This window comes from Agreia sp. Leaf210 (assembly GCF_001421485.1).
Lineage (GTDB): Bacteria > Actinomycetota > Actinomycetes > Actinomycetales > Microbacteriaceae > Agreia.
This window is the reverse complement of record NZ_LMKK01000001.1, coordinates 391583-414627: the sequence shown is the minus strand read 5'-3', so window position 1 is coordinate 414627 and position 23045 is coordinate 391583. Positions and strand designations below refer to the sequence as shown.

The following is a 23045-nucleotide window of genomic DNA, read 5'->3' as shown; positions in this document are numbered from 1 at the left end:
CATGATCGAGATCTCGCGGCCCAAAGCTGTAGCGCCTGTCGAAGGGCACATCGACTGCGTGATCATCGGCGCGGGCCCCGCCGGCATGTCTGCCGGGCTCAATCTCGTGCGCGCACGCCGCGCGGTTCTGCTCATCGACAGCAACAGGCCTCGTCACTCGGCCACGCTGAAGAGCCACGGTTTTCTCACGCGCGACGGCGTCTCACCGCTCGAGTTGCGCAAGACGGGTCGAGCCGAGTTCGAGTCCTACCCGATGGCGTCGTTCCAGCAGGCGCTGGTCACGAGCGTCTCGGTATCGGATGCGGCGGGCACGCCCGCGGAGCAGCTGAGAGGCCGGCCGGAGTACCGTGTGCAGGCTTCCGCGATCCGAGGCGGCGGGTCGGTCGACGTCACCGCGTCGGCCGTGCTGATCGCCTCGGGACTCAGCGAAACCCTTCCCGCCATGCCGAGCGTTCGTGCGTACTACGGGTCGAGCCTGCACAGCTGCGTCGAGTGCGACGGCTTCGAGAAGAGCGACGAGCCCCTCGCTCTGATCGGCGAGAGCGACGACCTGGCCGAGCGTGCGCTGCTGATCTCGCAGTGGTCGAGCGATCTCATCGTGTTCACCAACGGAGTCGGAACCGTCTCTGACACCGACGAGGCGGCGCTTGCCGCCCGCGGCATCCGGGTGGAGCGGCGACAGATCGACGACGTCGTGGGCGACAAGACGGGTCTCACCGGAGTGAAGCTGGTCGACGGCGAGGTGATCCCGCGCACGGGTGGCTTCATCAGGCCGCTGTGGGAGACGAAGCTCGACTATGCGTCGACGCTGCAGATTCCTGAAACGGCCGACGGCTGGATCGAGGCCGACGCCGATGGACGCACCGCTGTGGCCGGCATCTACGCGGCAGGCGACGTGGTTCCTCCCGGGCCGCACCAGCTGATCGTGGCCGCCGGCGAGGGCGCGCGTGCCGCAGCCGTGATCAACCGCTACCTGATCGGCTCGCTGTAGGGCGTGTCCGTTCCCTGAGCTTGTCGAAGGGTTCTCGTTTCGACAAGCTCAACGAACGAGGCTGCTCGGTTTGAGTGCGGCCCCTGCGTAGGCTAGTGTTGACTCTCGGTCAGGGCTTCGGTTCTGATGCAGTGGGGTATGGTGTAATTGGCAACACGGAAGATTCTGATTCTTTTGTTCTTGGTTCGAGTCCAGGTACCCCAGCAGTAGAGGCCCGCAGTTCATACGAACTGGTCGGGCCTTTTTTGTTGGGCTCGTTGGCCGCGACTTCCACAGGGCGGATGACGCGGGGACCGGTACTTGAGGCCGAGACTCCTGGAGTCCGCCCCGCCCGAGGTCGTCGACGCCGTTCGCGAGACCATGGGCGTTCCGATTCCAGCCTTCGCCGGCGAGATCAGCAAGGACTCCGTCCCTTATCCCCTCGCAGATTGACGATGCTATTCGTCCGGTCCGTACTCAACATGGCCGGTGCCTCTGTCGTACCGGTAACCGATTGAGAAGCTCGAGTAGATGACGCTCTCGAATGGGCCCGCGGCCATTTCCTCTGCGAACGAGGCTGCTTCACTTTGCGTTGCAAACACGCCGATGATGTTGTTCGGCGGAGAATCCTCATGACTGACGATCCAGACATTTCTTACAGCTCCACCCATGATGTTCGATTCAACGACGGCTGGCTCGGGAGATGTCGCGCCCGGGCGTCCGGGAGACGACCAGTGCGGTGATGGCGAGAAGGATCGCCGCCCCTCCTGCAACGGCAGAGATGTAGAGACTTCGAAGGATTCCGGCAACGTCCTGTGAACTCTCGGCTGCGCCGCTCACGAAGACAGCGAGGCCTTTGTAGATGAGGGCACACATGAAGACTGCCCCCGCGACTCCGAGAAGAACGCGCACCGCGACGTGAGTCCGAGGGGCTGCGTTGTCGGTATCTGAGTTCATAGCTCTAACCCAACACAATCGTGCGCGCGAAGCAAGACTGACGGCCGTTGGTCGAGGCGCGCATCGTCGTCCTGTCGACCGTCTCGAAGAGCTCGACCGGCGCGATGGCCAACTTGCGTCGTCTGTAGGAACCGCCGCCACCGAGCCGTGATTAGCCTCGGGGCATGAGCGGAAAGCTGAACATCGCCGTTGTCGGGGGCTCTATCGGAGGGCTCTTCGCCGCAGTGCTCCTCTCGCAGGCGGGGCATCGGGTCACCGTGTACGAGCGATCAGAGCACGGCCTCGCGAAGCGGGGAGCCGGCCTGGTCGCCCAGCAGGAACTGTTCGACATCCTGCGATTGGCGGGGCGGAAAGACGCGGGCGACGTCGGGGTCGTCGCTCGCGAGAGGATCACTCTCGACCGATCGGGTCGCGTCGTCTACGGCGACCCTTCGCCCCAGACTCAGCTTTCGTGGGACTACATCTACGAGGCCTTTCGTGGCCTCCTTCCGGCCGACTCGTATCGCCTCTCGAGCCCGGTGCACAGCGTCTCGTCCGCCGACGACGGGGCGAGCGTGCGGTTCGACGACGGACGGGAGGAGAGCGTCGACCTCGTCATCGGCGCGGACGGGCTGAACTCCGTTGCTCGAGAGTTCGTCGACCCCGGACGTTCCGAGAACTCCTACGCCGGGTACGTCACCTGGCGCGGTCTCATTCCCGAGTCGTCGCTGCCCGCCGCCTCGGCCGAAACGCTGCTCGACCGCTTCGCCTTCTTCAACGGACCAGAGGCGCACATGCTGGGCTACCTGGTTCCGGGCCCCAACGGTGAGACGGCGGTGGGCGAACGACGCTACAACTGGGTCTGGTATCGCGCGCTCACAACGGCAGCGCTCAGCGCCCTGATGCAGGATGCCGGCCGGCCGTCGTCCAGCACGTCTCTGGCCCCAGGGCAATTGCCGTCGCTACGACGCGACGAACTGGTGAGCTCTGCGCACGCCGAGCTTCCGCCTTCGTTCGCCGATGCGGTCGTGGCCGAACCGCGCCCGTTCCTGCAGGCCATCTACGACTACGTGCCATCGCGGATGACGCGTGGCCGGGTAATTCTGCTCGGCGACGCTGCGGTGATGGTGCGGCCGCACACCGCGATGGGCGCGGCGAAGGCGGCCGGAGACGCGATGACGATCGCCGCGCTGCTGGCGGAGCTCGACGTGCGCGACGCCCTGAACCGGTACGACGTCGAGCGACTCGCGGTGGGGCGCGCCGTCTCGGATTACGGTCGCCGGTTGGCCGCATCGCTGCCGTTCGCTCACTGACTCGAAGCGCTGCCGACCTCGCGCCATTCAGGCCCCCGTTGCCCGCGCGTCACCCGGTGTTCATGTACCGCCGCCACTGTGGCGGAGTGCTGAAACTCCTGTCTCGTCCTCTCGCCCTCTCCGTCGGATCCGCTGTGCTGCTCGCCGGTCTCTTCGCCGTTCCTGCCGCAGCGACGGCCGACGTCGTCTCGCAAGACACCAGCCAGGTCAGCGCCGCGGCAAGTGCGCTGCGAATCAACGAGATCGAGACGAACGGCACACCCGACTGGGTCGAACTCGTGAACACGGCGGCCGAGCCGCTCGACGCATCCGGATTCATGCTGACCGGCCGCGGCAACACCGTGACCCTGACGCTGCCGAGCAACACGGTCATCGCCGCCGGAGCGGTCTACGTGGCCGAGAGCTCGACCTTCAAACTCAAGAAGGGCGACAAGGTCAGTCTGTTCGCCGCCGACGGCACGACGCTGCTCGACTCCTACGAGTGGGGCGACTTTCATCTCGACACCTACGGGCGCGTCCCGAACGGCACGGGCGACTTCGTGCAGCAGGTTGCTCCGTCGAAGGGCGAGCTCAACCCCGCTCCTACCGAGCCAGGAGAGGGCCCCGGAGAGGGCGGTGGCGACGACTCCGGATGGCAGTCCGTGAAAGTCAACGAGGTCACCTCGGCGAACGACGATCCCACCCACGACGCCTACGAACTGGTGAACACCGGCGACGTCGATGTCGACGTCTCCGCCTGGCTGCAGTCCGACAGCACCAGCCTGCCCGCCGCGATCAGCGCACCCAACGGCACCGTCGTGCCCGCCCGCGGCTACCTCGTGCTGCTCTCGAACCAGGGCCTCAGCTCCGACGGTGATTCCGTGAAGGTCTACCGCGCCGACGGCTCCACCATCGTTGACTCGGTCGGCTGGGGAGCGAATGACGCTCAGCCCGGTTCGTGGTCGCGCTGTGCCGACGCGACGGGTGCGTGGGCGCACACCGCGGCATCCAGTTTTGGAGCATCGAACGCCACGGCCTGTGCCGGCACCATCATCGCGCCGAGCACGCCGCCCGGCGGCGGTGTCTCGTGCCAGACCGAGGCGGCCTCGGGCAACGGCCCCGCCATCGCCGGCGGGATCGCCTGGCCGGGGAGCCAGAGCGCCGTCGTCTCCGACAACGAGTGCCAGTTCGTCACCTCGCTGTCGGGCCAAGACGTCTCCGGCCTCGACATCGACCCGAGCGCCCCGACCGTCATGTGGGCGGTGAAGAACAAGAGCCACGTGTACCGCCTCGTCAAGAGCGGCAGCCTGTGGGTGCCCGACACGGCCAACGGCTGGTCGACGGGCAAAGACATCGTCTTCCCGAGCGGCGGCGGCCAGCCCGACTCCGAGGGCATCACGGTCGGCCCCGACGGCTTTCTCTACATCACGACCGAGCGAGACAACGCAGCGAGCGGCGTACCCCTCGACAGCGTGCTGCGCTTCGACCCGAACGAGTCCGGCGCGACGCTGCACCCGACCGTGCAGTGGAACCTCACCGCCGACCTGGCCGACGTGATCAACCCCGTCAAGGCCGACTCCAACCTCGGCTTCGAGGGAATCACGTGGGTGCCCGATTCGTACCTGGTGACAAACGAGTTCGTCGACCAGAGCACGAGCAAGACCTACGACCCGAGCGACTACCCGGGTCACGGCACCGGCCTCTTCTTCGGCGCGCTGGAGAAGAACGGGCACCTCTACGCCTATGCGCTGAACGCCGACGGCACCTTCCACCGCGTCGCTTCGATCGACACGGATCTGCCGATGATCCAAGAGACGCAGTGGGATGCCGATGCGCAGCGCGTGTGGGCTGTCGCCGACAACAGCTCGGCCGGCTCAGCGACGCTGCTCAAGATCGACGCTCAGGGCGGGTTCGTCGTCGACCGCATCTACGACCGACCCACGGGGCTGCCGAACAACAACAACGAGGGCTTCGCCATCGCGCCGAGCTCCACCTGTGTCAACGGCGTCAAGGAGGTCATCCGCGCCGACGACGGCAACAACGGCGGCCACTCCCTGTGGTCGGGCACCATCTCGTGCGAGCTCGCGCTCGGCCCGCAGGGTCCGAACCCGCCCGCCTCGTCGCCGACGGTCACAGCGACCCCGTCGACCGTGCAGGCCGGCGGCGTGACGACGATCGTCGCGGCTGGTCTCGTTCCGGATACGGAGTACACGGTCGTTCTGCACTCCGACCCGGTGACACTGGGCAGCGTGGTCACCGACTCGACGGGTGCGCTGACGCTGCGCGACGCGCGCATCCCGGCCGACACGACAGCCGGGGCTCACACGATCACCGTCGCCGCGGCATCCGACCCTGCCACGGTCGTGGCCAGCAGCCCGTTCACGGTGACGGCAGCCGCCGCGGTGCCGTCGGGAACCACGCCCGTGCAGGGGGATGGGCCGGCAAAGCCTGGCAGCCTCGCATCCACCGGCGCTCAGCCATTGCCGGCAACCGCGATCGGTGCGCTCTTGCTGATGCTGGGCGCTGGTGTCGTGATTGGGCGTCGTCGCCGCTCCGCTTCGGCTGTGTAGGCCGTCGGGCCCGGTCAGCGGAAGTAGGGCCGACCCGCGCGTTGCTGCCCGACCGGAACAGGCATGCGTCTCGGGTCGTGCCAATCAGGCGGCCTGACGTGCGGTTTTCCACGGATCATCTCGAGAGTCCACGCCGAGGTATGGATCGTGGAGTGATGGAACGGACACAACAGAGCCAGGTTGTCTATGTCTGTTCGACCGGCTGCGAAGCCTGCGCTGACCCACGGGATGACGTGGTGGGCCTGGCATCGCGATGGTGGAACGGCGCATCCGGGGATCACGCAGCCGCCGTCTCGCGCTGCAAGGGCCCGTCGTTGTGCGCGGGTGGCCAATCGCTGCGTCTTGCCCTGCTGCAATACCTGGCCGTTGTCGCCGAACACGGTGAGGACGGTGTCGGCGTCGCACTGGAGCATGTTCACGGTGCTCATGGGCACGGGTTCGCTACTGCCGTCGATCCAGCCGACTCCACGGCCCTTTGTGAGGTCTTTCAGCGTGACATGAACGTTCACCGTGGGTGCGGCCCCATTGAGCCGCGATGCTGCGGGGGATGCTGCGGCCATGTCGATGAGGGTCATCACGGCGTCGAGGAGCTTCTGCTGTGAGCTGCGCAGATCTGGCGGAACGCACTCTGCTGCCTCGGAGTCGGAGATGCCTTCGTCGCTGCCTGGTTGTGGCCTCCCCGGGTCTGCCGTGCGAGGGCTGAGGATGGAGTCGACCGCGGTGAGAAAGATACCGAGCTGAAGCGGCGGCAGCGCGTACGTGCCTCGAGCCATGCCGTCTGCGCCGACTCGTGGATAGCTGAATCCGCGTAATGCCTGCTTGACGGCGTCGCGCGGTTCGGCGCCGTCGGGGTCGAGATGTTCGCGGATGCGGGTCGCGAGTCGGCCGATCTCGTCGACGGTGTATCGCCGCGTGTGACCGGCATCGCCGACTGTTGCCGTCGCAGCGTTGACGAGATGCAGCTCGGCCTCGTCGAAGGCCTCGGGGCGGAGGGTGCCCGGAACCGCCTCGGTGAGGGTGCGGCAGATGATCGACGCGGCATCGACCCCGATCTGGCCAGAGCACAGCGCGTTCTCGACGGCCGGGAAGCTGCTCGGCACAGGCAACCCGGTTATCGACAGCGACGATCGGAGCTGTCTGCCGAGGGCCATGCGCGAGCCGGCCGTGCGCTCCGACACCGTCGCGGTCGCAGCGATCAGTTTCTTGGCGGTCGAAAAGCCGTGCCGGTAGGCGAGCCCAGCCGTGTCGAGTTCGCGGCGGGACTCGTTCTCGATCTCGGCGGCAACCCAGATGCGCGCGGCATCGGTTGCTCGGCCGGCCACCTCCCAGTCGTGCGCCGACCTCAGAAGTTCGTCGCCGACCGCGAGTTTTCGGTCTGACGCGAGAAGCTCGTGGAGGCGTTCGGCGATGTCGCCGAGGGTCGCGTCCTTGAGTTCCATACATGAATTAAAGCAGGAGCCACCGACATTGAGTCTGGCGGTCCATTCGCCACTTGATCAGGAGATAAGATTGTGGATAACTCCGGAATCTCGGCCAGATCGAGCCTGGCGTGGTGGCGGGAAGGTGTACGTCGCTCCCGACCTGTCGGTGCTCTTCGTTACCTCGTCGGCTACTGGCACCAGTCGGGCATCCACCCGTCGACCGACTTCGTCGCTTCGAGCGACGAGAGGTCGATGAACGTCGTCGTCATCGGCAGATACGACGGCACATTGGGGTATTTGTCGTTCTGCTTGTCTTCGGCGAACGTCTCGACAGCCGCGACCCGGCCATTCGGCGACAGACAGATGTTTCGGATGCGGGTGCCCGCGTCTGGTCGATAGATCTGCCGAGTTCCGCTCTCGTCGATGAGCATGAGCGCCGACGTGGAGTACTGGTGTTCGCTGTCCGGCACATCGAATTCCTGCACGTAGTCGCCCTGGTCACCCAGATAGAGCCTCTTGCCGGGATAGTAGCTCGGGTCTGCCTGCGCCGTCAGTGAGTCGAATGCCTCGGTCTTCGCCGCCTGCAGATCGATGCGGGTGAAATCCTGCAGATCGGAGACCACGAGCTGCGCCGTGCCGGGGATGAAACCGTGCACCTCGGCGTGACGGCCGAGCGGGCTCGGCACCGAGTCGGTCGTGACGTCGATCAGAAAGAGCTGCTGGTCGTAGTCCTGGATCACGGCCGACGTCGTTCCCTGAACGAATGCCCAGGCGACAGCCGGCAGCTGCGCGCCGTCGAACCCCTTGACCTCTCGGGCCGTGGCGCCGCCGCTGGAGGGATCGTAGACGAAGAGCGTGGTCGGCGAGGTGGAGCCGTCGGGGGCTGACTCGCCGGTGACCGTGAAGCCGAAGAGCCCGGATGCGCCGGACGACTTGAGATAGCGCATCGACCCGGTCTCGACGCCGGTTGCGACAGCCGTATCGGCGCCCGTCGAGAGATCGCGAACGACGAGCGAGGTCTTGTTCTGATCGTCGAGCACGATGGCGGCGAGCTTCGACCCGCTGACCGCGTACTCCTGGATGCGTGGAGCGGTGAACACCTCGTCACCGGGGCTGTCGCTCGAGAGGGATTCGCGCACGACCCTGTCGGGCTCGTCGCCGGCCACGCTGCCTGTGTCGCGGATGAGTGTGTAGACCGAGACATCCGGGGTGGTGAAGGAGTAGTCGAGCGAGGCTGCCGCTCCGGAGTAGAGGCTCTTCGCCGTGACGGTCACCGTGTAGTCGGTCTCGTAGTCGAGCATTCCGTCGAGAGTGAGAGTGAGGTCGCTGCCTGATGTGGTCGCGGTGAAGGGAACCGACGGCGTGACGGTCACCTGCGACGCGTCGACGTGCGCGATCGGCTGATTGGCGTGCAGAACGAGGCGCTGTCCGGGCCTGCCGACGGCGCCCTGTCCGTTGATCTCTGCCGAGGTGAGTCGCGGCCCCTGCAGGGTGTTCGCCGCTCCCAATACTCCGCCGAGCGCGGCGAGGCTTGCGACCACAATGATCGTGAGTCGGCGGTACCGCCGCGCAGCCCGCCTCCCGGCGCGCCCCTCGGTCGAGCCGCGCCCCTCGGCAGCCACGCCGTCAGTAGGCATACGGCTCGGCCGGCTGATCGATGGCCGTCACGGTGGGGTTCGACAGCACGACGCTCTCGCTGCTCTCGGCGCTCGGATTGAGGCCGAACGTGCCCTTCGCTTCTACCCAGCTGTCGACGGCATAGGTCGACGACCAGCCGGGGGAGTAGACGGGAACTCCGATCGGCTGCGCGTCTACGGCACAACACGTGATGACGAACCGCGTGAGGTAGAACACGTTCTCCGGGTCGGTCGAGTCGGCCGTCACAAAGCCCGAGAGGGTCGTGGTCTTGCCGACCACGAAGTCACTGCCGGAGCCGTCGCGCAGCAGTGCGGACCAATCTCGCAGGCTCAGCGACTTCACGTCGGCTCCGGCCAATTCGACGCGCGAGGCGGAATCCGCCTGCCCGCTGGTGGCCGAGTTGTTCAGCTCGCGATTCTCGACCGTCGCCGTGGTGAGCGTCGACGGCGGAACGATCACGAGAGCCACGAAGGCCACGCCGGTGGCTGCGATCCCGGCGAGGGGGAGGAGCGAGCGCCATCGGGGCCGCGTCACGGTGGTGTCGACCTGCAGGGGCTCGTGGTCGTCTTTCTCCGGCGCGACAGCGAAGGCGGCCAGCGTGAGCAGCCCGCCGAGCGCGGCCATGACCACGGTGAAGACGAAATATCTCGGGTGGATGTACAGCCCGAGCTGGCCGGTCAGCGCGAGCCACGAGATGGAGACGATGCCGATCAAGCTCAGGGCGAGGCCCTGCCAGCGCGCGAGGATTCGTTCAAGCAATGAGGTTCACTCCCAATCCGAGGACGAGCGAGGCCAGGGCGACGACGGCCGTGAGCCTGGCGAGGGTCGACGTGGTAAACGTCGTTCGAAGCAGCGCGAGCATCTTCACGTCGACCATGGCGCCGAAGACCAGGAAGGCCACGATGGCGCCCGGCATGAAGGTCGAGCCGAACGACAGAATGAAGAAGGCGTCGACATTCGAGCAGATGGCGATCACGAAGGCCAGGGCCATCAACGCGAGCACCGACCAGACAGGGTTGCTTCCCAGTGCGATGAGAACATCCCTGCTGACGCCGACCTGAATGAGTCCGGCGATCGCCGAGCCGATGAACAGGGCCGGCAGCATGGCACTCGCCTCGCTCGAGAACGCCACGACGCTGCGCTTCAGACGAGGCGTGTGCGAGGCGTGATCGTGGCCGACGCGACACGTCGCCTCGAAGCCACGAGTGAGCAGCTCCTCGGGCCTCGGGTGCCGGCTGAACAGCCAGCCGATGAGGTTGGCGATGAGAAAGCCGCCGATGATGCGCGCAGCGAGGATCCCGTTGTCCCACCCGAACGCCTGATACGTCGTGATGATCGTGACGGGATTCAGAATCGGCGCCGCCAGCAGGAACGTCATGGATTCGGAGACGGTGAGGCCCTTCACCATCATTCCCCGTGTCAGCGGCACATTTCCGCACTCGCAGACGGGAAGCAGCACCCCGAGCAGCGACATCACGGCACGCCTGAGCACGGGTCGCTGAGGTAGCACCCGCTGCATCAGTGATTCGGGCAACCAGATCTGCACCACGATCGACAGGATGATGCCCAGAAAGACGAAGGGGATGGACTCGACCACGACGCTGATCGAGAGCGTCAGAAAATCACGGGCGATGTTCGGCAGCTGGTCGGCCGTCGACGAGGGCGCGAACACTCGGGTGGCGAAGACGGCTGCGGTGAGGGCGATGCCGACGCCGATGCCGATCATGCCGCGACGACGCCTGTTCGTCGCACTCGCACTCGCCTGAGCTACGGGCAGGGGCGGCGAGGAGATCATCGTGTCAAGCATAGGCATGGCCGCTGAGTGCGAACGTGTGCAGCCGGGGCGCGAGAACCCGCCGAGCTACATCACCGCGCCGATGTAGGAGTACTTCACGAAGACCTCGGCCGCGATCTCGGCCTCCTCGAGAACACCCTGCACCGCCGTGAGCATGTAGCGCGAGTCCCAGCCCATGTAGAGGAAGTGCTCCTCATCGAGCGTGTCCCAGTGACCGTTCCAGGACTGCGCGTCGTAGATCGGTCCGCCCCGGCGGGCGCTGAACGCCACGACGTCGGCACGCAAGTCGGCCCAGAGTCGCTTGAAGATGCGGTTGAAGAGGTACTTGATGTCGTAGACCTCCCAGTGCTCCCCTCGGTACTCCACGTACTCGAACTCGCGCTGCCAGCCCTGCGGCCAGCCGCGTCTCTTCTGGGCGTCGAGGATGGGCGTGAGTCCGTCGTCGTCGATCATCACGACGGCCGGTCGCTTCCAGACCCGCAGGAACTTCTCGGTGAGCCGCACGGTGCGCGTGGCGATCGCGCGTGTGCCCCAGGATTCTGTCGCGGCCAGTTCGCTCGTCAAGGCGATCGAACTCTTCGCATACGAGCGGTCGCGCTTCTCGGGGAACGACTTGTCTGCGGCCCGCTCGGCGAGGTGCTCCTCGAGCAACGCGAGGTTGCCGATGGTCTGCGCGAGGGCCCGGTGGCTGTTCTGCTCGTCGTCGGTGTAATCGGCCCACTCGCGTGTGCCGTCTCCGCTCCACGAGTCGCCCGGAGCGAGCGGAACGATGTGCTCCACGTCGAGATCGACGGTGGATTCGACATCGCTGAGTCGCCCCAGCACGTAGGCGGCGTGAGGCAACTCGGCGTATTTCAGGGCCACGCGCACGCGCTCGTCGCTGGGGGTGATGCGGGAGATCGCGCGCACCAGCGCATCCGGGCCGTCGGCGCGCGCCCTGCTCAGCCGCGCGACCAGGCGGTCGTTGCTGACGCCGACGAGCGTGCGGCGCAGCATCAGAGATTGGATGTTCTCGAGCAGCTCGATGAGAGACGTGCGGTCGAGCGTCTCACGCGAGTAGTCGAGGTAGGCGCGCATGACGAGCGGGTACATGCCCCGGCCGAAGGTGTTGAGGTAGCCGAGCTGGCGCGACACCTCGGGGTCGGACTCGAGGCTCGGCTCGAGAAGAACCCGGTAGGCGGCGGAGTAGGAGCGCCACTCGGCGGCGTGCTCGCGCAGCGTCTCGACATCGAGCCGCGGAAACTGCTGCTGGAAGGCGTCGTACACCCCGCGCTGGCCGACGACGGTGACCTCGCGGCCCGTCGTCATGACCAGGTAGTGCCGCCAGTATGAGGCGATCTGCTCGCCGGTGTTCTGCTCGATCGGCAGCCAGAACGACTCCTCGATCTCGCTCTGCTCGAGGTGGGTCAGGCCCATCAGCACGTAGTTGTGGATGAGCTCGTGGTCGCGCAGCGGTTCGCCCGTGGAGTTCAGGCTCTCGAAGATCTGCTGGGCGTTGGCGTCGGCACCGAGGGTGATGGCGACGTGCTCGAGCTTCTGCAGTCCGCGCCAGATGCGCGGCACCTCGTCGAGCCGGACCTGGCTGCGGAAGAAGGCGTAGTTGTCGTCGAAGCGGGAGTCGCGCAGCTCGTCACCGGCACCGAGTCGATCGAGAACGACGCTTTCGAAGACCTGAGCCCAGGCGCGGTGGGGTCGCAGCTTGGTTCGGCTCGGGTCGGCCGCGCGCACGAGCACTCTCTGCAACTCTGCGGCGAGGGTCGGATCGCTGTGCTCCACCGTGTGGTGCAGGGCGGCGATCAGCAGCATCAAGGTGGTGATGCGCTGCTGGCCATCGATGAGCACCAGCTCGGAATCGTCTGCGTCGTCGGTGCTCTTCGACGAGAGGATCGAGCCGATGAAGTGGGTGTGCCGGTCGTGTGTCTGCGAGACCGCTCGGATGTCGGTCAGCAGCTTCTCGCACGCGCCGATGTCCCAGCGGTACTGCCGCTGATAGACGGGAACGACGATGGTGGTGTCGTCTGCAGAGAGCCACGCGACCGTGTTGACGGCGGTCGCATCGATGTTCGTGGCAGTGACCATGTCTTTGTTGAACCCGTCTCGTCTCGCACGTCTCGTTGGGTGGTGTGCTGCGGTGCCGCGCAGCCGTCGAGTCTAGTAGATCGGGTTTGCGGCACTTCTTCTACAACAGATAGAGCCTCGATGTTAGCCTTGCCTAAGTTGGGCCTGTTAAAACGTGCTGGCCCCCAACGAAAGGACATGATTTTTAATCATGGGTTACATCAAATCTGCCGCTCTGGAAGAGACCGGCTATGTCGTACTCGATCGCTACAACAAAGAGATCGACCCCAAAGAATGGCTCGACATCGAGTACGTCGACTGGAAGTCGTCGGGTGACACCCGCTTCGCTCCTCTCGCGAGCGCCTTCGGCGACATCGAGTGCAACGGCTTCTGGAACCACAAGCCGCCGCGCACCGACAAGGACGGCGTGTTCATCCCGTCGCAGACGGAGAAGGCCCCGACCCTCACCGCCCGTGCTCAGGAGCCCGGCGCGAACGTCGGCCGCTGCCGCGTCATCGAGCTGCAGCCGAACTCGTACGCCGACTGCCTCTACAACCTGCACCAGGACGACAACAACCGCCTGAACCCCGACGGAACGGGCTGGGTCGTTCGCGGCTTCTTCAACCTGACCGACGACACGGAGAGCTTCTTCGTTCTGCGCGAGAACCGCACAGACCCCAGCGTCGAGTACCGCATCGCCCTTCCGGCCGGTGCCCAGTTGATCATCGACACCCAGCGTCTGTGGCACGCCGCCACCCACCTCGGCAGCGACCCCCGTTACTGCCTCATCACGTCGTGGGAGTCGGGCCCCGAGCTCGACGCCTACATCGAGAAGTACAACGGCGTGAAGCACGTTCCGAACTTCGAGGTCGACCAGGAGGTGCTCGACGCCGGACAGGCCGAGCAGACCCGTCGCCTCGCGGCTCGCGCCGCGGCGCTCGCCGCTCGCGGACAGGCTGAGAAGCTCGTGATGAGCGAGGCCTAGGCCTCACCGCTTCGGCGTCATACGAGAGAGGCTCTCGCCCGCGGGCGAGAGCCTCTCTTGGGTATTGCGACCGAAACGTCGCTGCTGCAGAATATTCCTACTAGGAACATTGCCCGTTCCACGAAGGAGACTCAGATGCCATCGATCCTCACCCCCTACCTCGGTTTTCGCGACAACACGAAAGAGGCGATGGAGTTCTACCACTCGGTCTTCGGCGGAGAACTCACCATGAGCCGCTACGCGGACTTCGGCATGAACGAAGATCCGTCTGAGGCCGACAAGATCATGCACGCTCAGCTCGTCGCGCCGGGTGGACTCATCTTCATGGCGGCCGACACCCCGAACAGCATGCCGTTCACCCCGGGTGACAACTATTCGGTCTCGCTCAGTGGGCGAGACGTCGACGAACTGACGGGTTTCTGGAACAAGCTCAGCGAGGGCGCGTCCATCTTCGTGCCGCTCGAGAAGGCGCCGTGGGGCGACAGCTTCGGTCAGCTCCGCGATCGCTTCGGCGTGAGCTGGATGGTCAACATCGGCGGTTCGCCCGAGGAACCCACGACTCAGTCGTGAGTCGCGTGTGAATCAGCGTCGGCGCGCATAGCGCGTCAGGAGCAGCCCGTCGGATTCGAGCACGTGCACGAGTCGCATGCGGCGAGCCGCGTCGCTCTCGCCGTGTGAGATCCGGATGCCGGCCCCGCCCTCCAGGAGAGGGCTGACGGTCAGGCACAACTCATCGACGAGGTCGGCTGCGATGAACGTGCCGAACAGGCTCGGACCGCCCTCGCACAGAATCTGAGTGAGCCCGCGCTCGACGAGGGTGTCGACGATGCGCTGCGGTTCGACATGGGCTTCTCCGCACGAGATCACGTCGGCGACGTGCTCGAGCGCAGTTCGCGCACCGGCCGGGGCCGAAGCCGAGGTCAGGACCAGCGGCCGAACCGGTGCCTTCGCGAAGACGTCGCTCGTCGGCTCGAGATCGAGTCGACCGGAGACGAGCGCAAAAGCCGGCTGCGCAGCCAAGCCGTGCGCCTCTCGCCACTCGACGTCAGCATCCGACAGGCGCATGGCGCCATACCCCTCACTGCGCACCGTTCCGGCGCCGACGAGAACCACGTCGCTCAGGCGTCGGAGAGTGTCGAACACGAGCTTGTCGGCGGGGGCACCGAGGCCGCCGGAGAGACCCTTCACGGTCGCGGAGCCGTCGAGGCTCGTGATGAAGTTCACGCGCAGGGTGGGGACGCTGCGATCGGCGACCGAGTACGCCAAGGCGAGGGCGTCGGCGTCGAGTGGCGCAGCGCCGGGGGGGAGCAGAGTGATGCGAGTATCGGTCATGTCAGCAGCCTTGTCGTCGGTCACTCGTTCACGTCTGCCATGTTGTGTCGCAGATACTCCGGCTGGCGCAGACCCAGAATCGTCTCGGTCATGCGCATGGCCTGAACCGACCGCGCGACATCGTGCATTCTCACGATCCGGGCGCCGAGCAGCGCGCAGGCGGTGGCGGCCGCTAGGGATCCGTCGACCCTGTCGTCTCGTTCTGCGCCCAGCGATTCGCCGACGAAGTCCTTGTTCGAGACGGCCGCGATGGCCGGAAGGCCGATGCGGGCGATCTCGTCGAAGCGGCGCGTGATCTCGAGCGAGTGCAGCGTGTTCTTGTTGAGATCGTGCCCCGGGTCGATGATGATCTGCGTCTCGTCGAGGCCCAGGCCGATGGCCAGGTCGACGCGCTCGCGCAGGAAGTCCACGACGTTCTGCACGACGTCGTCGTACCGCGGCGCCGCGTAGGCGGTGCGCGGCTGGGCAAGGCTGTGGGTGATGACGAGGGTGGTGCCGGTGGATGCGGCCAACTCGGCGAGCGCCGGGTTCTGCAACCCGGTGGTGTCGTTGACGACCGACGCGCCTGCGGCGATGCACGCTTCGGCGACCTCCGGCCGGAAGGTGTCGACCGAGATGACGACGTCTGACTCTGCCGCAACGGCCTGAACCACCGGAAGCACGCGGTCGAGCTCGTCGGCCGCGGAGACCTCCGGACCGGGCGCGAACTTGACCCCGCCGATGTCGACCCAGTCGGCGCCGGCAGACGCCGCGGCGAGAGCGGCCTCGACCGCGCGGTCGAGGGCGAAGGTCTTGCCGCGGTCGAAGAAGCTGTCGGGCGTTCTATTGATGATCGCCATGACCGCGATGCGGGCGGAGAAGTCGATGGTGCGGGCGCCGATGGTGCGAACCGGTGTGGTGAGAGGGGGCAGCGGAAACCAGGAGGTCGCCGAGGGGGTCGTCATGGATCCATCATGCCTCTCGCGAAGGCGTGTGGCCTGTGTGCCCGAGTTGTTCACCTTCTGGGCAGGCGAGTCAGGAGAATGCCGCCGTCGTCCAGATGTGGATCAGTGCATACGAGCGGAGGGGGCGCCATGGCTCGGCAAGGCGTTCGGCCTCGCCGGCCGCGCTCACACCGAGCGCTCGGCGTAAGACCAGATCTCCCGCCGGATACGCATCGCGGTCGCCGAGGGCTCGAACGGCCAGATAGTCGGCCGTCCACGGACCGATTCCGACGATGGAGAGAAGGGACGCCCTCGTCTCGACGAGGTCGACAGACGGGGTGAGTACGAGGCCCTCTGCACAGGCCCGGGCCACGGCCTGGAGTGTTCGAGTGCGTGCCCCGGTCAGACCGATGGCCCGCTGCAGTTCATCGGTCGGTACCGAGGCGAGCACCTCGGGTCGGGGAAAGATGAGTAGCGAATCCGGCCCGGGTTCTCCGAATGCCGCGACGAGCCGTCCGGAGAAGGTGCGGGCCGAGAGGAGCGAGACCTGCTGACCCAGAACCGTGGTGATCGCCGCCTCGTATCCGTCGGGATGGCCGATCACCCGCAGCCCTGGCCGGGCCGAGACCATCGGGCCGAGTAGCGGATCGCGGCCGAAGGCATCCGTGATCGTCGACGGGTCGAGATCGAGGTCGAGCCACGCACGAACGAGGGATGCGACGGCCTCGACGTCGTTCGGCTCGTCACTCGAGATGGTCGTCGTCACCGACCGGGTGCCGAGCTCGACGCGAACAGCGACCGGTCCGCTCGGAGCGCTCATGATGCGCGTGGCGGACAGGCCATGGGGGTCGATCCGTTCGGATCCGGGAACGGCGTGCGCCGCGATCAGCGCGAGCGCCTTCTCGCGCTCGTAAGGCGGAGAGAAGGGAAGATCGATCGTGGTCGACGAGGGCGTCACCGCGACATCAGAGCGCGCGGGCGAGCGAGTCGAGTCGGCCCATCGGGTCGTCGCCGGCGGGAATGAAGACGACGCTGGTGACGCCGCTCGCGTGAAGTTCGGCGATGCGCTCGCGTACCCGATCGGGGGTTCCCACCAGCGCGAGGGCGTCGACCCACTCGTCGGGAAGTGCTGCGACGAATTCGGCGCGGGTTGCCGAGCGTTCCCTCAGCGCGACGAACTCGTCGGCGAAGGGCAGCGGCTCGATGTGCGGCGCCCAATCCGGGTCGCCGATCCACTCGAGGGCCGGCCGCGCGCGGTCTCGTGCGACGGAGGCATCGTCATCGACGGCGGCCACGTTGTAGGCCACGACAGCGTGCGGCCCCGCCGCAGCGATATTCGCGAGAGCGGCCACCACGTACTCGGGGGTGACCGGCTCGGCCAGGATGGTGCCATCGGCGGATCTGCCGGACACCGCGAGCGACTTGGGTCCGCGCACCCCGGCGAGCACCGGGGGAGCGATCGAAGCGGGAGTCGCTAGCTGGGCGCCATGGATCTGCACATACCGGCCGTCGACCTCGAGCGGCTCGCCGGCCAGGAGCGTGCGGAGTGCCGAGAGCTGCTCGTCGAGCATGGTCAAGATGCTCGCCGGTTTGTCGCCGACCTGGCGCATCCAGTCGGGCATGCCGTGACCGATGCCCACGATGAGGCGGTCGGGATAGATCTCGGCGAGGGTGTTGGCTTCGAGCGCCGTGAATGCCGCGTTGCGCACGGGCGCGGGCAGGATGCCGATTCCCACCCGGATGCGCTGGGTCGAGGCCAGTGCGACGGCGGCCTGGGTGAACCCGCCGCGGAAGAAGCAGTCTTCGACCACCCAGAGTTCGTCGAAGCCGAGTTCTTCGGCCTTCTGCACGAAGGGCACGATCTGGTGGGCAGGGAGGTCGCGGGGCAGCATGATGCCGACGGTGGCAGTGGTCACGGGCACAAGCCTAGAGGCGAGATGCGTCGAACAGGGCGACCAGTGCGGGCTCGGCCTCGTCGGCGGTGATGTGGCCGGCGATCACGAGTTCCGCGAGGCCATGCACAGCACCCCACACTCCCGTGGTCAGTGCCGTGAGTGTTGCATCGGATGCGCGAGGAGAGATCGCCTTCGTCGCCTCCATCAGGATCGTCTCGACTGCGGTGATGAGGGGCGCCATCTCGGCCGAAGGAGCCCCCGGTACGCACACGGAGGGGTCGTAGATGATCCGGAACCGCTCCGGGTACGCGGCGGCGTAGCCGACGTACGCCGCGCCGACGGCCACGAGCTGGGCGCGCGCAGTATGCGGCGCGGCTCCGCTCGGCGATGCGGCGACGAGCGCATCGAGCAACTCCGACATGCTCCGCTCGCTCAGGCGTTTCAGCAGCGCCGTTCGATCGCCGAAGTGGTGGTAGGGCGCGTTGTGGCTGACGCCGGCGGTGCGGGCGACTTCGCGCAGACTCAGATCGGTGTGGGCGGTCGTGCGCAGGAGGTCGAGCGCTGCGTCCTCCAGGGCCGGCTTGAGGCTTCCGTGGTGGTAGGCATCGGCAGATCTTGACACGAGCAAGATCCTATCCTACGGTCGAGATCGACAGATGTTGGCAGTGTCCAGATTGTGGGCACTGCCCAGATCGGTCTGTTCCGCCTCACCCAGAAGACGTCAGAAAAGGACACCAATGAACGCCCTCGTCATCGACGGACATCCGAATCCCCACTCTCTCTGCGCCGCCATCGCCATCCGCTACGCCGAGGCGCACGGCGACGCGCTCGTCTTGGCGTTGCGCGACCTCGAGTTCGATCAGAACATGCGCTTCGGCTACACGAAGAGGCAGGAGCTGGAACCCGACCTGCAGCTCGCGTGGCAGCGACTCCTCGAGGCGCGGCACGTCGTGGTGGTGACGCCGGTCTGGTGGGGGTCGGTGCCCGCGCTGTTGAAGGGGTTCTTCGATCGACTGCTGCTGCCGAAGCGGGCTTATCGAGTGAAGGCGAACGGCCTGCCCGAGGGGCTGCTCTCGGGCAGGACCGGGCGCGTCATCGTGACGATGGACTCGCCGTGGTGGTACCTGCGGCTCGCGGGTGACACCACGATGCGGCACGTGCGGCAGACGACACTGCGCTTCTGCGGCATCTCTCGTGTGAAAGCCACCCGGATCGGACCGGTCAAAGGATCTACAGAAGAGCTGAGGGCCGGCTGGCTGTCGAAGATCGAGCGGATAGCTCGTGCCGACTCGGCGGCTTCACGCACAAACCGGCCGCACCCACCCGTTGAGGTGGCTGCGACCGGTTGAGGTTCGGCGGCGTCGTCGCGACAGGGTCGAAGGCCGTCAGGCGGCCTTGGCGAACCCATCTGCGGGTGACGTGCGGCGGCGTTCGCTCCAGCCGAGGTCTTCGACCACACGGGTGTCGCGCTCGACGCGCGTCTCGTCACCGATGCGAACGTCGGCTTCGATGCGGGAGTTGCTGCCGAGCCTGGCTCCTCGACCGACGAGCACACCGCGACCGATGTGCACATTGGCTCCGACGAACACGCCGTCGCTCAGCACCGCGCCCCGGTCGACCCAGCTGCCCGCGCCGATCCAGGTGTTCTGGCCGACCTGGGCGTCCGACTCGACATAGGCCGACGACTCGATGAATGCGCTCGGGTGGACCTTGGCTTTGGATGCCACGCGCCCGCGTCCGTTCAGGTGCCGCCGGTACTTCGTGACGACGCCGGTCTCATCTTCAATCTCTTCTATTGGTCTGGTCACTGTGCCTCCATCTACAGCCGTTCTCACGACTCGCTAGAGATAACACACAAGGGCCCGTGAGGATTCCCATCTGCGCACTCCCGTATCTCGGTGTTTTTCAAGCCCTATCGAGCCGGTTCGGGCGGGCGTATCGTCGCCGCCATGAATACGACAGACCACACCAACAGTCACGCCGCCGACGACGCGCGTCAGGAACCGAATCGCAGCGCGCTCGACGAGGTCGCGCATCCGTTCGATCAGACCAACGGCATCGTCGAAGACGTCGACCGCCGTCACGGCGAGACGCACAACAACGACGAGCAGCTCGACGCCGATCCCGATGTCGACTCACACCTCGACGCGACGCGCGAAGACGACGAGCCGGGTCGAGAGGCCCCCGACGACCGTCGTCCGCTGGTCAACACCGAGTTGATCGCCGAAGAGGTCTTCGGCGACGACGAGCGACGCAAGCCCCGCTTCGACTGAGCGGCCGGCCGCTACACGTCGAGTGAGTCACCGGGCTCCAGCGCGAAGTACTCTCCGCCGTTCTGCTCCGTGGCCCACTTGATGCGGTCGCCCGTCATGGCCTTTCCCGCCTTCGAGAGAGTCATCTCGTGGGTGGGAAAGCTGCGCTTCGGCTTGATCGTGAGCACGTAGTCCATCGACTCGCTGATCTTCAGCCACGGGGCTCCGATGGGCGCCGCCAGAACGTCGACCTCGACGCCCTCGGGCACCGTGTACGAGTCGCCGCCGTAGTACACCGATCCGTTGATGAGCACCCCGACGTTGTCGATCACCGGAATCGACTCGTGGATCACCGCGTGCTTCTCGCCGAAGAACCGCAGAGTGAATGGGGCGACCGAGATCTCGTCGCCCGCCTTCACGACGGTGACCGGAAACCCGCCGGCGGCATCCGCAACGCCCTGCGGGCCGAAGATCTTGATGTCCGGGGCGCGGTCGACGAGGCGCGTCAGTTGCTCGGGGGTCCAGTGGTCGGGGTGCTCGTGGGTGATGACGACCGCGACAGCGCCCGCGGCTTCGGTGATCGCGGTGGTGAACGAACCCGGATCGACGAACAGTTTCTTTCCCGACTGCTCGATGATCAACGCGGCGTGCTCGAGTTTGGTGAGTCTCATTTCATCAGAGTAGAACTCATCGCGCGATCGGCATTGGGCATTGCCTGTAGGCCATAATCAACACATCATGCGCACCTCGCCGAAGCGGATCATCGTCGCGATCAACCCCTCAGCTTCCTTCGGTTCGCGCAGCGCGACCGGCCCACGCGTCGTCGACGCGCTCGTCGCAGACGGTCACCATGTGACCGCCCTGACCCAGCCCGATTTCGGCTCTCTCGCCGCGGCCGTTCTACAGGCTCTGGATGCCGGTGACCCGGCCCCCGCAGACGCGCTCATCGTGGTCGGCGGCGACGGCATGGTGAGCCTGGCGGTCAACGCGACGGCGCAAACCGGGATCCCCTTCGGAATCATCCCGTCCGGCACGGGCAATGACATGGCCCGGGGCCTCGGCATCCCGCTGGACTCGCTCGACGACGCCTTGGCTGTTCTGCGCACCGCTCTGGTCTCGGGACCGCGCACCATCGATGCCGGCCGCGTTCATCACGAGGGCGGCTCGACCTGGTTCGGGGGAGTGCTCTCGGCAGGTTTCGACGCCCTCGTGAACGAACGGGCGAATCGCATGAAACGACCGCGCGGGGCCAGCCGCTACGTGATCGCATTGCTGGCCGAGCTCGCGACCCTGCGCGCCCGCAGCTACGAGCTCACCGTCGACGGTGCATCGTCGACCGTGAGCGCCTCTCTGATCGCGGTGGCGAACAATCGGTCGCTCGGCGGCGGCATGACGGTGACGCCCGACGCCGTGCTCGATGACGGATTTCTCGATCTGTTCCGGGTGGGCGCCCTGTCGCGTGTGCGTTTTCTGCGGCTGTTCCCTAAGGTCTTCTCCGGCAGCCACACCGGGCTCGACATCGTCGACATCTCGAGGGTGTCGCGCGTGCGCATCGACGCCGACGGCGTGATCGCCTACGCAGACGGAGAGCGGGTGGGGGCTCTGCCGGTCGACGTCGAGGTCGTCCCCGGGGCGCTCCGCGTGCTCGCCTGAGCCGATTGGCATTGAGGGCGGGTCGTATGGCATACTCGTTGAGTTGCAGACGGCCCCATCGTTTAGCGGCCTAGGACACCGCCCTCTCACGGCGGCAGCACCGGTTCGAATCCGGTTGGGGTCACAGACAGCCCGGTTCCCTTCTCACGAAGGGTGCCGGGCTTTTTCGTTGCGGACGCGCGGGCTGCGCTCGGTACTGTGAAGGCATGAGCACAGACAGCCCGCGCGATCTCAAGAGCCTCGGATTTCTGACGATCGGCTTCTTCGACGAGGCCGACCCGTTCGGAGGGCACGAGAGCACTCTGCAGATCATCGAGCTGGGGGAGCGGTTGGGCTTCGACAGCGCCTGGCTTCGCGACCGGCATCTGCAGCACGGGATCTCGTCGCCCGTCGCGGTGCTCGCCGCGGCCAGCCAGCGAACGAGCCGCATCGAGCTGGGAACAGCGGTCATCCCACTCGGACTCGAGAATCCTTTTCGTCTCGCCGAGGACCTCGCGACGGTCGACGTTCTGAGCCGCGGTCGACTCAACCCGGGAGTCAGTGTCGGGGTCCCCACGCACTTCGACGACATCAAAGAGCACCTCTACCCGGACTCGTGGCAGACAGAGAACTTCACGACCGAGCGGGTCGACCGTCTGCTGCACAACCTGCGCGGAGGTGCCGTGAGCACCTTCGAGGGAACCGAGGGCATCGAGGCGTACTCGACGCGCATTCAGCCGCACTCGCCCGGGCTAGCCGACAGGGTCTGGTACGGCGCGGCCGGTCTGTCGTCTGCCGCATGGGCGGGGGAGCGCGGACTCAACCTGCTGAGCAGCAGCGTCGTCCGGGCGGAGGAGGACGACGACTTCGCCCGCATCCAGCGTGCGCAGATCGATCTCTTCCGCGATCGCCACCCGCTGGGGCAGGCGGCTCGAGCGTCGCAGGGGCTCGTCGTCATCCCCACCGACTCCGCCACGCCCGAGCAGGCCGCGAAGTACCGGGCATTCGCCGAGCGTCGATTTGCTCGCACGACGGCGCCGCAAGGGCCGCAGCGCATGCTCTTCGCACCGGATCTCGTGGGATCGTCGGCGGAGATCGCCGACGCGCTGCGCGCTCACGCCGGCTTCCAGGCGGTCGAAGAGGTGGTCTTCGCCTTGCCCTTCACGCTCGAGCACGAGGACTACGTTCAGATCCTCACGGACATCGCGGGCATTCTCGCACCCCTCCTGGGGTGGAAGGCTGAGAAGTAGCCGGACGAAAGTGCCTAATGTCAACCCCTGTGCCCCAAAGTAGGCACGACCGCTAGTGTCTTGGCTGCAGTAGTCGAAATCCGTCTATTGCAATAC

23 protein-coding genes and 2 tRNA genes are annotated in these 23045 nt (G+C 66.3%); 12 read left to right on the top strand and 13 right to left on the bottom strand.

Annotated elements, in window-relative coordinates; translation table 11 throughout:
- Position 1 precedes the first annotated feature (1 nt).
- The 3 genes from ASE64_RS02000 to ASE64_RS17835 all read left to right on the top strand — a co-directional run bounded on the left by ASE64_RS02000 (position 2) and on the right by ASE64_RS17835 (position 1423).
- The gene (locus ASE64_RS02000) at positions 2–991 is read left to right on the top strand and encodes an NAD(P)/FAD-dependent oxidoreductase (RefSeq protein ID WP_055775188.1); all 990 of its coding nucleotides are present in this window, start codon (positions 2–4) and stop codon (positions 989–991) included.
- A gap of 132 nt (positions 992–1123) precedes the next feature.
- A tRNA-Gln gene (locus ASE64_RS01995) sits at positions 1124–1195 on the top strand.
- 96 nt (positions 1196–1291) lie between these two features.
- Entirely contained in the window at positions 1292–1423 is a 132-nt protein-coding gene (locus ASE64_RS17835; RefSeq protein WP_268750554.1) for a hypothetical protein, read from the top strand.
- A 228-nt stretch (positions 1424–1651) separates the two neighbouring features.
- Here the strand turns inward: ASE64_RS17835 and ASE64_RS01985 are convergent, their stop codons facing one another.
- Positions 1652–1927, bottom strand: coding sequence for a hypothetical protein (locus ASE64_RS01985; protein ID WP_055775182.1), 276 nt, complete (start codon positions 1925–1927; stop codon positions 1652–1654).
- Between the two features lie 164 nt (positions 1928–2091).
- Between ASE64_RS01985 and ASE64_RS01980 the strand changes: the two genes are divergently transcribed.
- Together ASE64_RS01980 and ASE64_RS01975 are read left to right on the top strand one after the other, a co-directional pair.
- Positions 2092–3219 carry an FAD binding domain-containing protein gene (locus ASE64_RS01980; RefSeq protein WP_055775178.1) on the top strand — a complete coding sequence of 376 codons (1128 nt, stop codon included), beginning with the start codon at positions 2092–2094 and terminating at the stop codon, positions 3217–3219.
- Between the two features lie 86 nt (positions 3220–3305).
- Positions 3306–5768: a lamin tail domain-containing protein gene (locus ASE64_RS01975; RefSeq protein WP_162234534.1), complete on the top strand. Its 2463-nt coding sequence runs from the start codon at positions 3306–3308 to the stop codon at positions 5766–5768.
- Between the two features lie 14 nt (positions 5769–5782).
- On the opposite strand, the gene ASE64_RS01970 is transcribed toward ASE64_RS01975, so the two are convergent.
- From ASE64_RS01970 to ASE64_RS01950, 5 genes are all read right to left on the bottom strand, one after another.
- Positions 5783–7207 carry an HNH endonuclease signature motif containing protein gene (locus tag ASE64_RS01970; protein WP_055775172.1) on the bottom strand — a complete coding sequence of 475 codons (1425 nt, stop codon included), beginning with the start codon at positions 7205–7207 and terminating at the stop codon, positions 5783–5785.
- Between the two features lie 170 nt (positions 7208–7377).
- On the bottom strand, positions 7378–8826 hold the full coding sequence (locus tag ASE64_RS01965; protein ID WP_156351596.1) for an Ig-like domain-containing protein: 1449 nt from the start codon (positions 8824–8826) through the stop codon (positions 7378–7380).
- Entirely contained in the window at positions 8816–9586 is a 771-nt protein-coding gene (locus ASE64_RS01960; protein WP_235480467.1) for a TIGR03943 family putative permease subunit, read from the bottom strand. The genes ASE64_RS01965 and ASE64_RS01960 overlap by 11 nt, the downstream gene beginning before the upstream one ends.
- Positions 9579–10622: a permease gene (locus ASE64_RS01955; protein WP_082465934.1), complete on the bottom strand. Its 1044-nt coding sequence runs from the start codon at positions 10620–10622 to the stop codon at positions 9579–9581. Before ASE64_RS01955 ends, ASE64_RS01960 begins: the two co-directional genes overlap by 8 nt.
- 66 nt (positions 10623–10688) lie before the next feature.
- On the bottom strand, positions 10689–12701 hold the full coding sequence (locus tag ASE64_RS01950; protein WP_055775160.1) for a DUF262 domain-containing protein: 2013 nt from the start codon (positions 12699–12701) through the stop codon (positions 10689–10691).
- A 190-nt stretch (positions 12702–12891) separates the two neighbouring features.
- On the opposite strand from ASE64_RS01950, the gene ASE64_RS01945 reads away from it, so the two are divergent.
- Positions 12892–13665, top strand: a complete 774-nt coding sequence (locus tag ASE64_RS01945) for a hypothetical protein (RefSeq protein WP_055775157.1) — start codon at positions 12892–12894, stop codon at positions 13663–13665.
- A gap of 135 nt (positions 13666–13800) precedes the next feature.
- The gene (locus ASE64_RS01940) at positions 13801–14235 is read left to right on the top strand and encodes a VOC family protein (protein ID WP_055775153.1); all 435 of its coding nucleotides are present in this window, start codon (positions 13801–13803) and stop codon (positions 14233–14235) included.
- A gap of 12 nt (positions 14236–14247) precedes the next feature.
- On the opposite strand, the gene ASE64_RS01935 is transcribed toward ASE64_RS01940, so the two are convergent.
- The 5 genes from ASE64_RS01935 to ASE64_RS01915 all read right to left on the bottom strand — a co-directional run bounded on the left by ASE64_RS01935 (position 14248) and on the right by ASE64_RS01915 (position 18437).
- The gene (locus ASE64_RS01935) at positions 14248–14997 is read right to left on the bottom strand and encodes a pyrimidine reductase family protein (RefSeq protein WP_055777287.1); all 750 of its coding nucleotides are present in this window, start codon (positions 14995–14997) and stop codon (positions 14248–14250) included.
- A 20-nt stretch (positions 14998–15017) separates the two neighbouring features.
- Positions 15018–15941, bottom strand: coding sequence for a dihydropteroate synthase (gene folP / locus ASE64_RS01930; protein ID WP_055775150.1), 924 nt, complete (start codon positions 15939–15941; stop codon positions 15018–15020).
- Positions 15942–16011: 70 nt separating this feature from the next.
- On the bottom strand, positions 16012–16878 hold the full coding sequence (locus ASE64_RS01925; protein WP_235480466.1) for a DNA-3-methyladenine glycosylase family protein: 867 nt from the start codon (positions 16876–16878) through the stop codon (positions 16012–16014).
- A gap of 7 nt (positions 16879–16885) precedes the next feature.
- On the bottom strand, positions 16886–17836 hold the full coding sequence (locus ASE64_RS01920; RefSeq protein WP_200920076.1) for an LLM class flavin-dependent oxidoreductase: 951 nt from the start codon (positions 17834–17836) through the stop codon (positions 16886–16888).
- 10 nt (positions 17837–17846) lie between these two features.
- Entirely contained in the window at positions 17847–18437 is a 591-nt protein-coding gene (locus ASE64_RS01915) for a TetR/AcrR family transcriptional regulator (RefSeq protein ID WP_055775147.1), read from the bottom strand.
- 115 nt (positions 18438–18552) lie between these two features.
- Here ASE64_RS01915 and ASE64_RS17035 point away from each other — a divergent pair, with 115 nt between their 5' ends.
- Positions 18553–19164: an NAD(P)H-dependent oxidoreductase gene (locus ASE64_RS17035; protein ID WP_156351595.1), complete on the top strand. Its 612-nt coding sequence runs from the start codon at positions 18553–18555 to the stop codon at positions 19162–19164.
- A gap of 36 nt (positions 19165–19200) precedes the next feature.
- Here ASE64_RS17035 and ASE64_RS01905 read toward each other — a convergent pair whose 3' ends face one another.
- Positions 19201–19623 (bottom strand): DapH/DapD/GlmU-related protein, encoded by a 423-nt coding sequence (locus ASE64_RS01905; protein WP_181035759.1) that lies wholly within the window; start codon positions 19621–19623, stop codon positions 19201–19203.
- Between the two features lie 141 nt (positions 19624–19764).
- Here ASE64_RS01905 and ASE64_RS01900 point away from each other — a divergent pair, with 141 nt between their 5' ends.
- Positions 19765–20088 (top strand): hypothetical protein, encoded by a 324-nt coding sequence (locus tag ASE64_RS01900; RefSeq protein WP_055775141.1) that lies wholly within the window; start codon positions 19765–19767, stop codon positions 20086–20088.
- Positions 20089–20099: 11 nt separating this feature from the next.
- Here ASE64_RS01900 and ASE64_RS01895 read toward each other — a convergent pair whose 3' ends face one another.
- Entirely contained in the window at positions 20100–20738 is a 639-nt protein-coding gene (locus ASE64_RS01895) for an MBL fold metallo-hydrolase (protein ID WP_055775138.1), read from the bottom strand.
- A 67-nt stretch (positions 20739–20805) separates the two neighbouring features.
- Between ASE64_RS01895 and ASE64_RS01890 the strand changes: the two genes are divergently transcribed.
- The 3 genes from ASE64_RS01890 to ASE64_RS01880 all read left to right on the top strand — a co-directional run bounded on the left by ASE64_RS01890 (position 20806) and on the right by ASE64_RS01880 (position 22949).
- Positions 20806–21720 (top strand): diacylglycerol/lipid kinase family protein, encoded by a 915-nt coding sequence (locus ASE64_RS01890; RefSeq protein WP_055775135.1) that lies wholly within the window; start codon positions 20806–20808, stop codon positions 21718–21720.
- A 51-nt stretch (positions 21721–21771) separates the two neighbouring features.
- A tRNA-Glu gene (locus ASE64_RS01885) sits at positions 21772–21844 on the top strand.
- 82 nt (positions 21845–21926) lie between these two features.
- The gene (locus tag ASE64_RS01880; RefSeq protein ID WP_055775132.1) at positions 21927–22949 is read left to right on the top strand and encodes an LLM class flavin-dependent oxidoreductase; all 1023 of its coding nucleotides are present in this window, start codon (positions 21927–21929) and stop codon (positions 22947–22949) included.
- Positions 22950–23045: the final 96 nt, after the last annotated feature.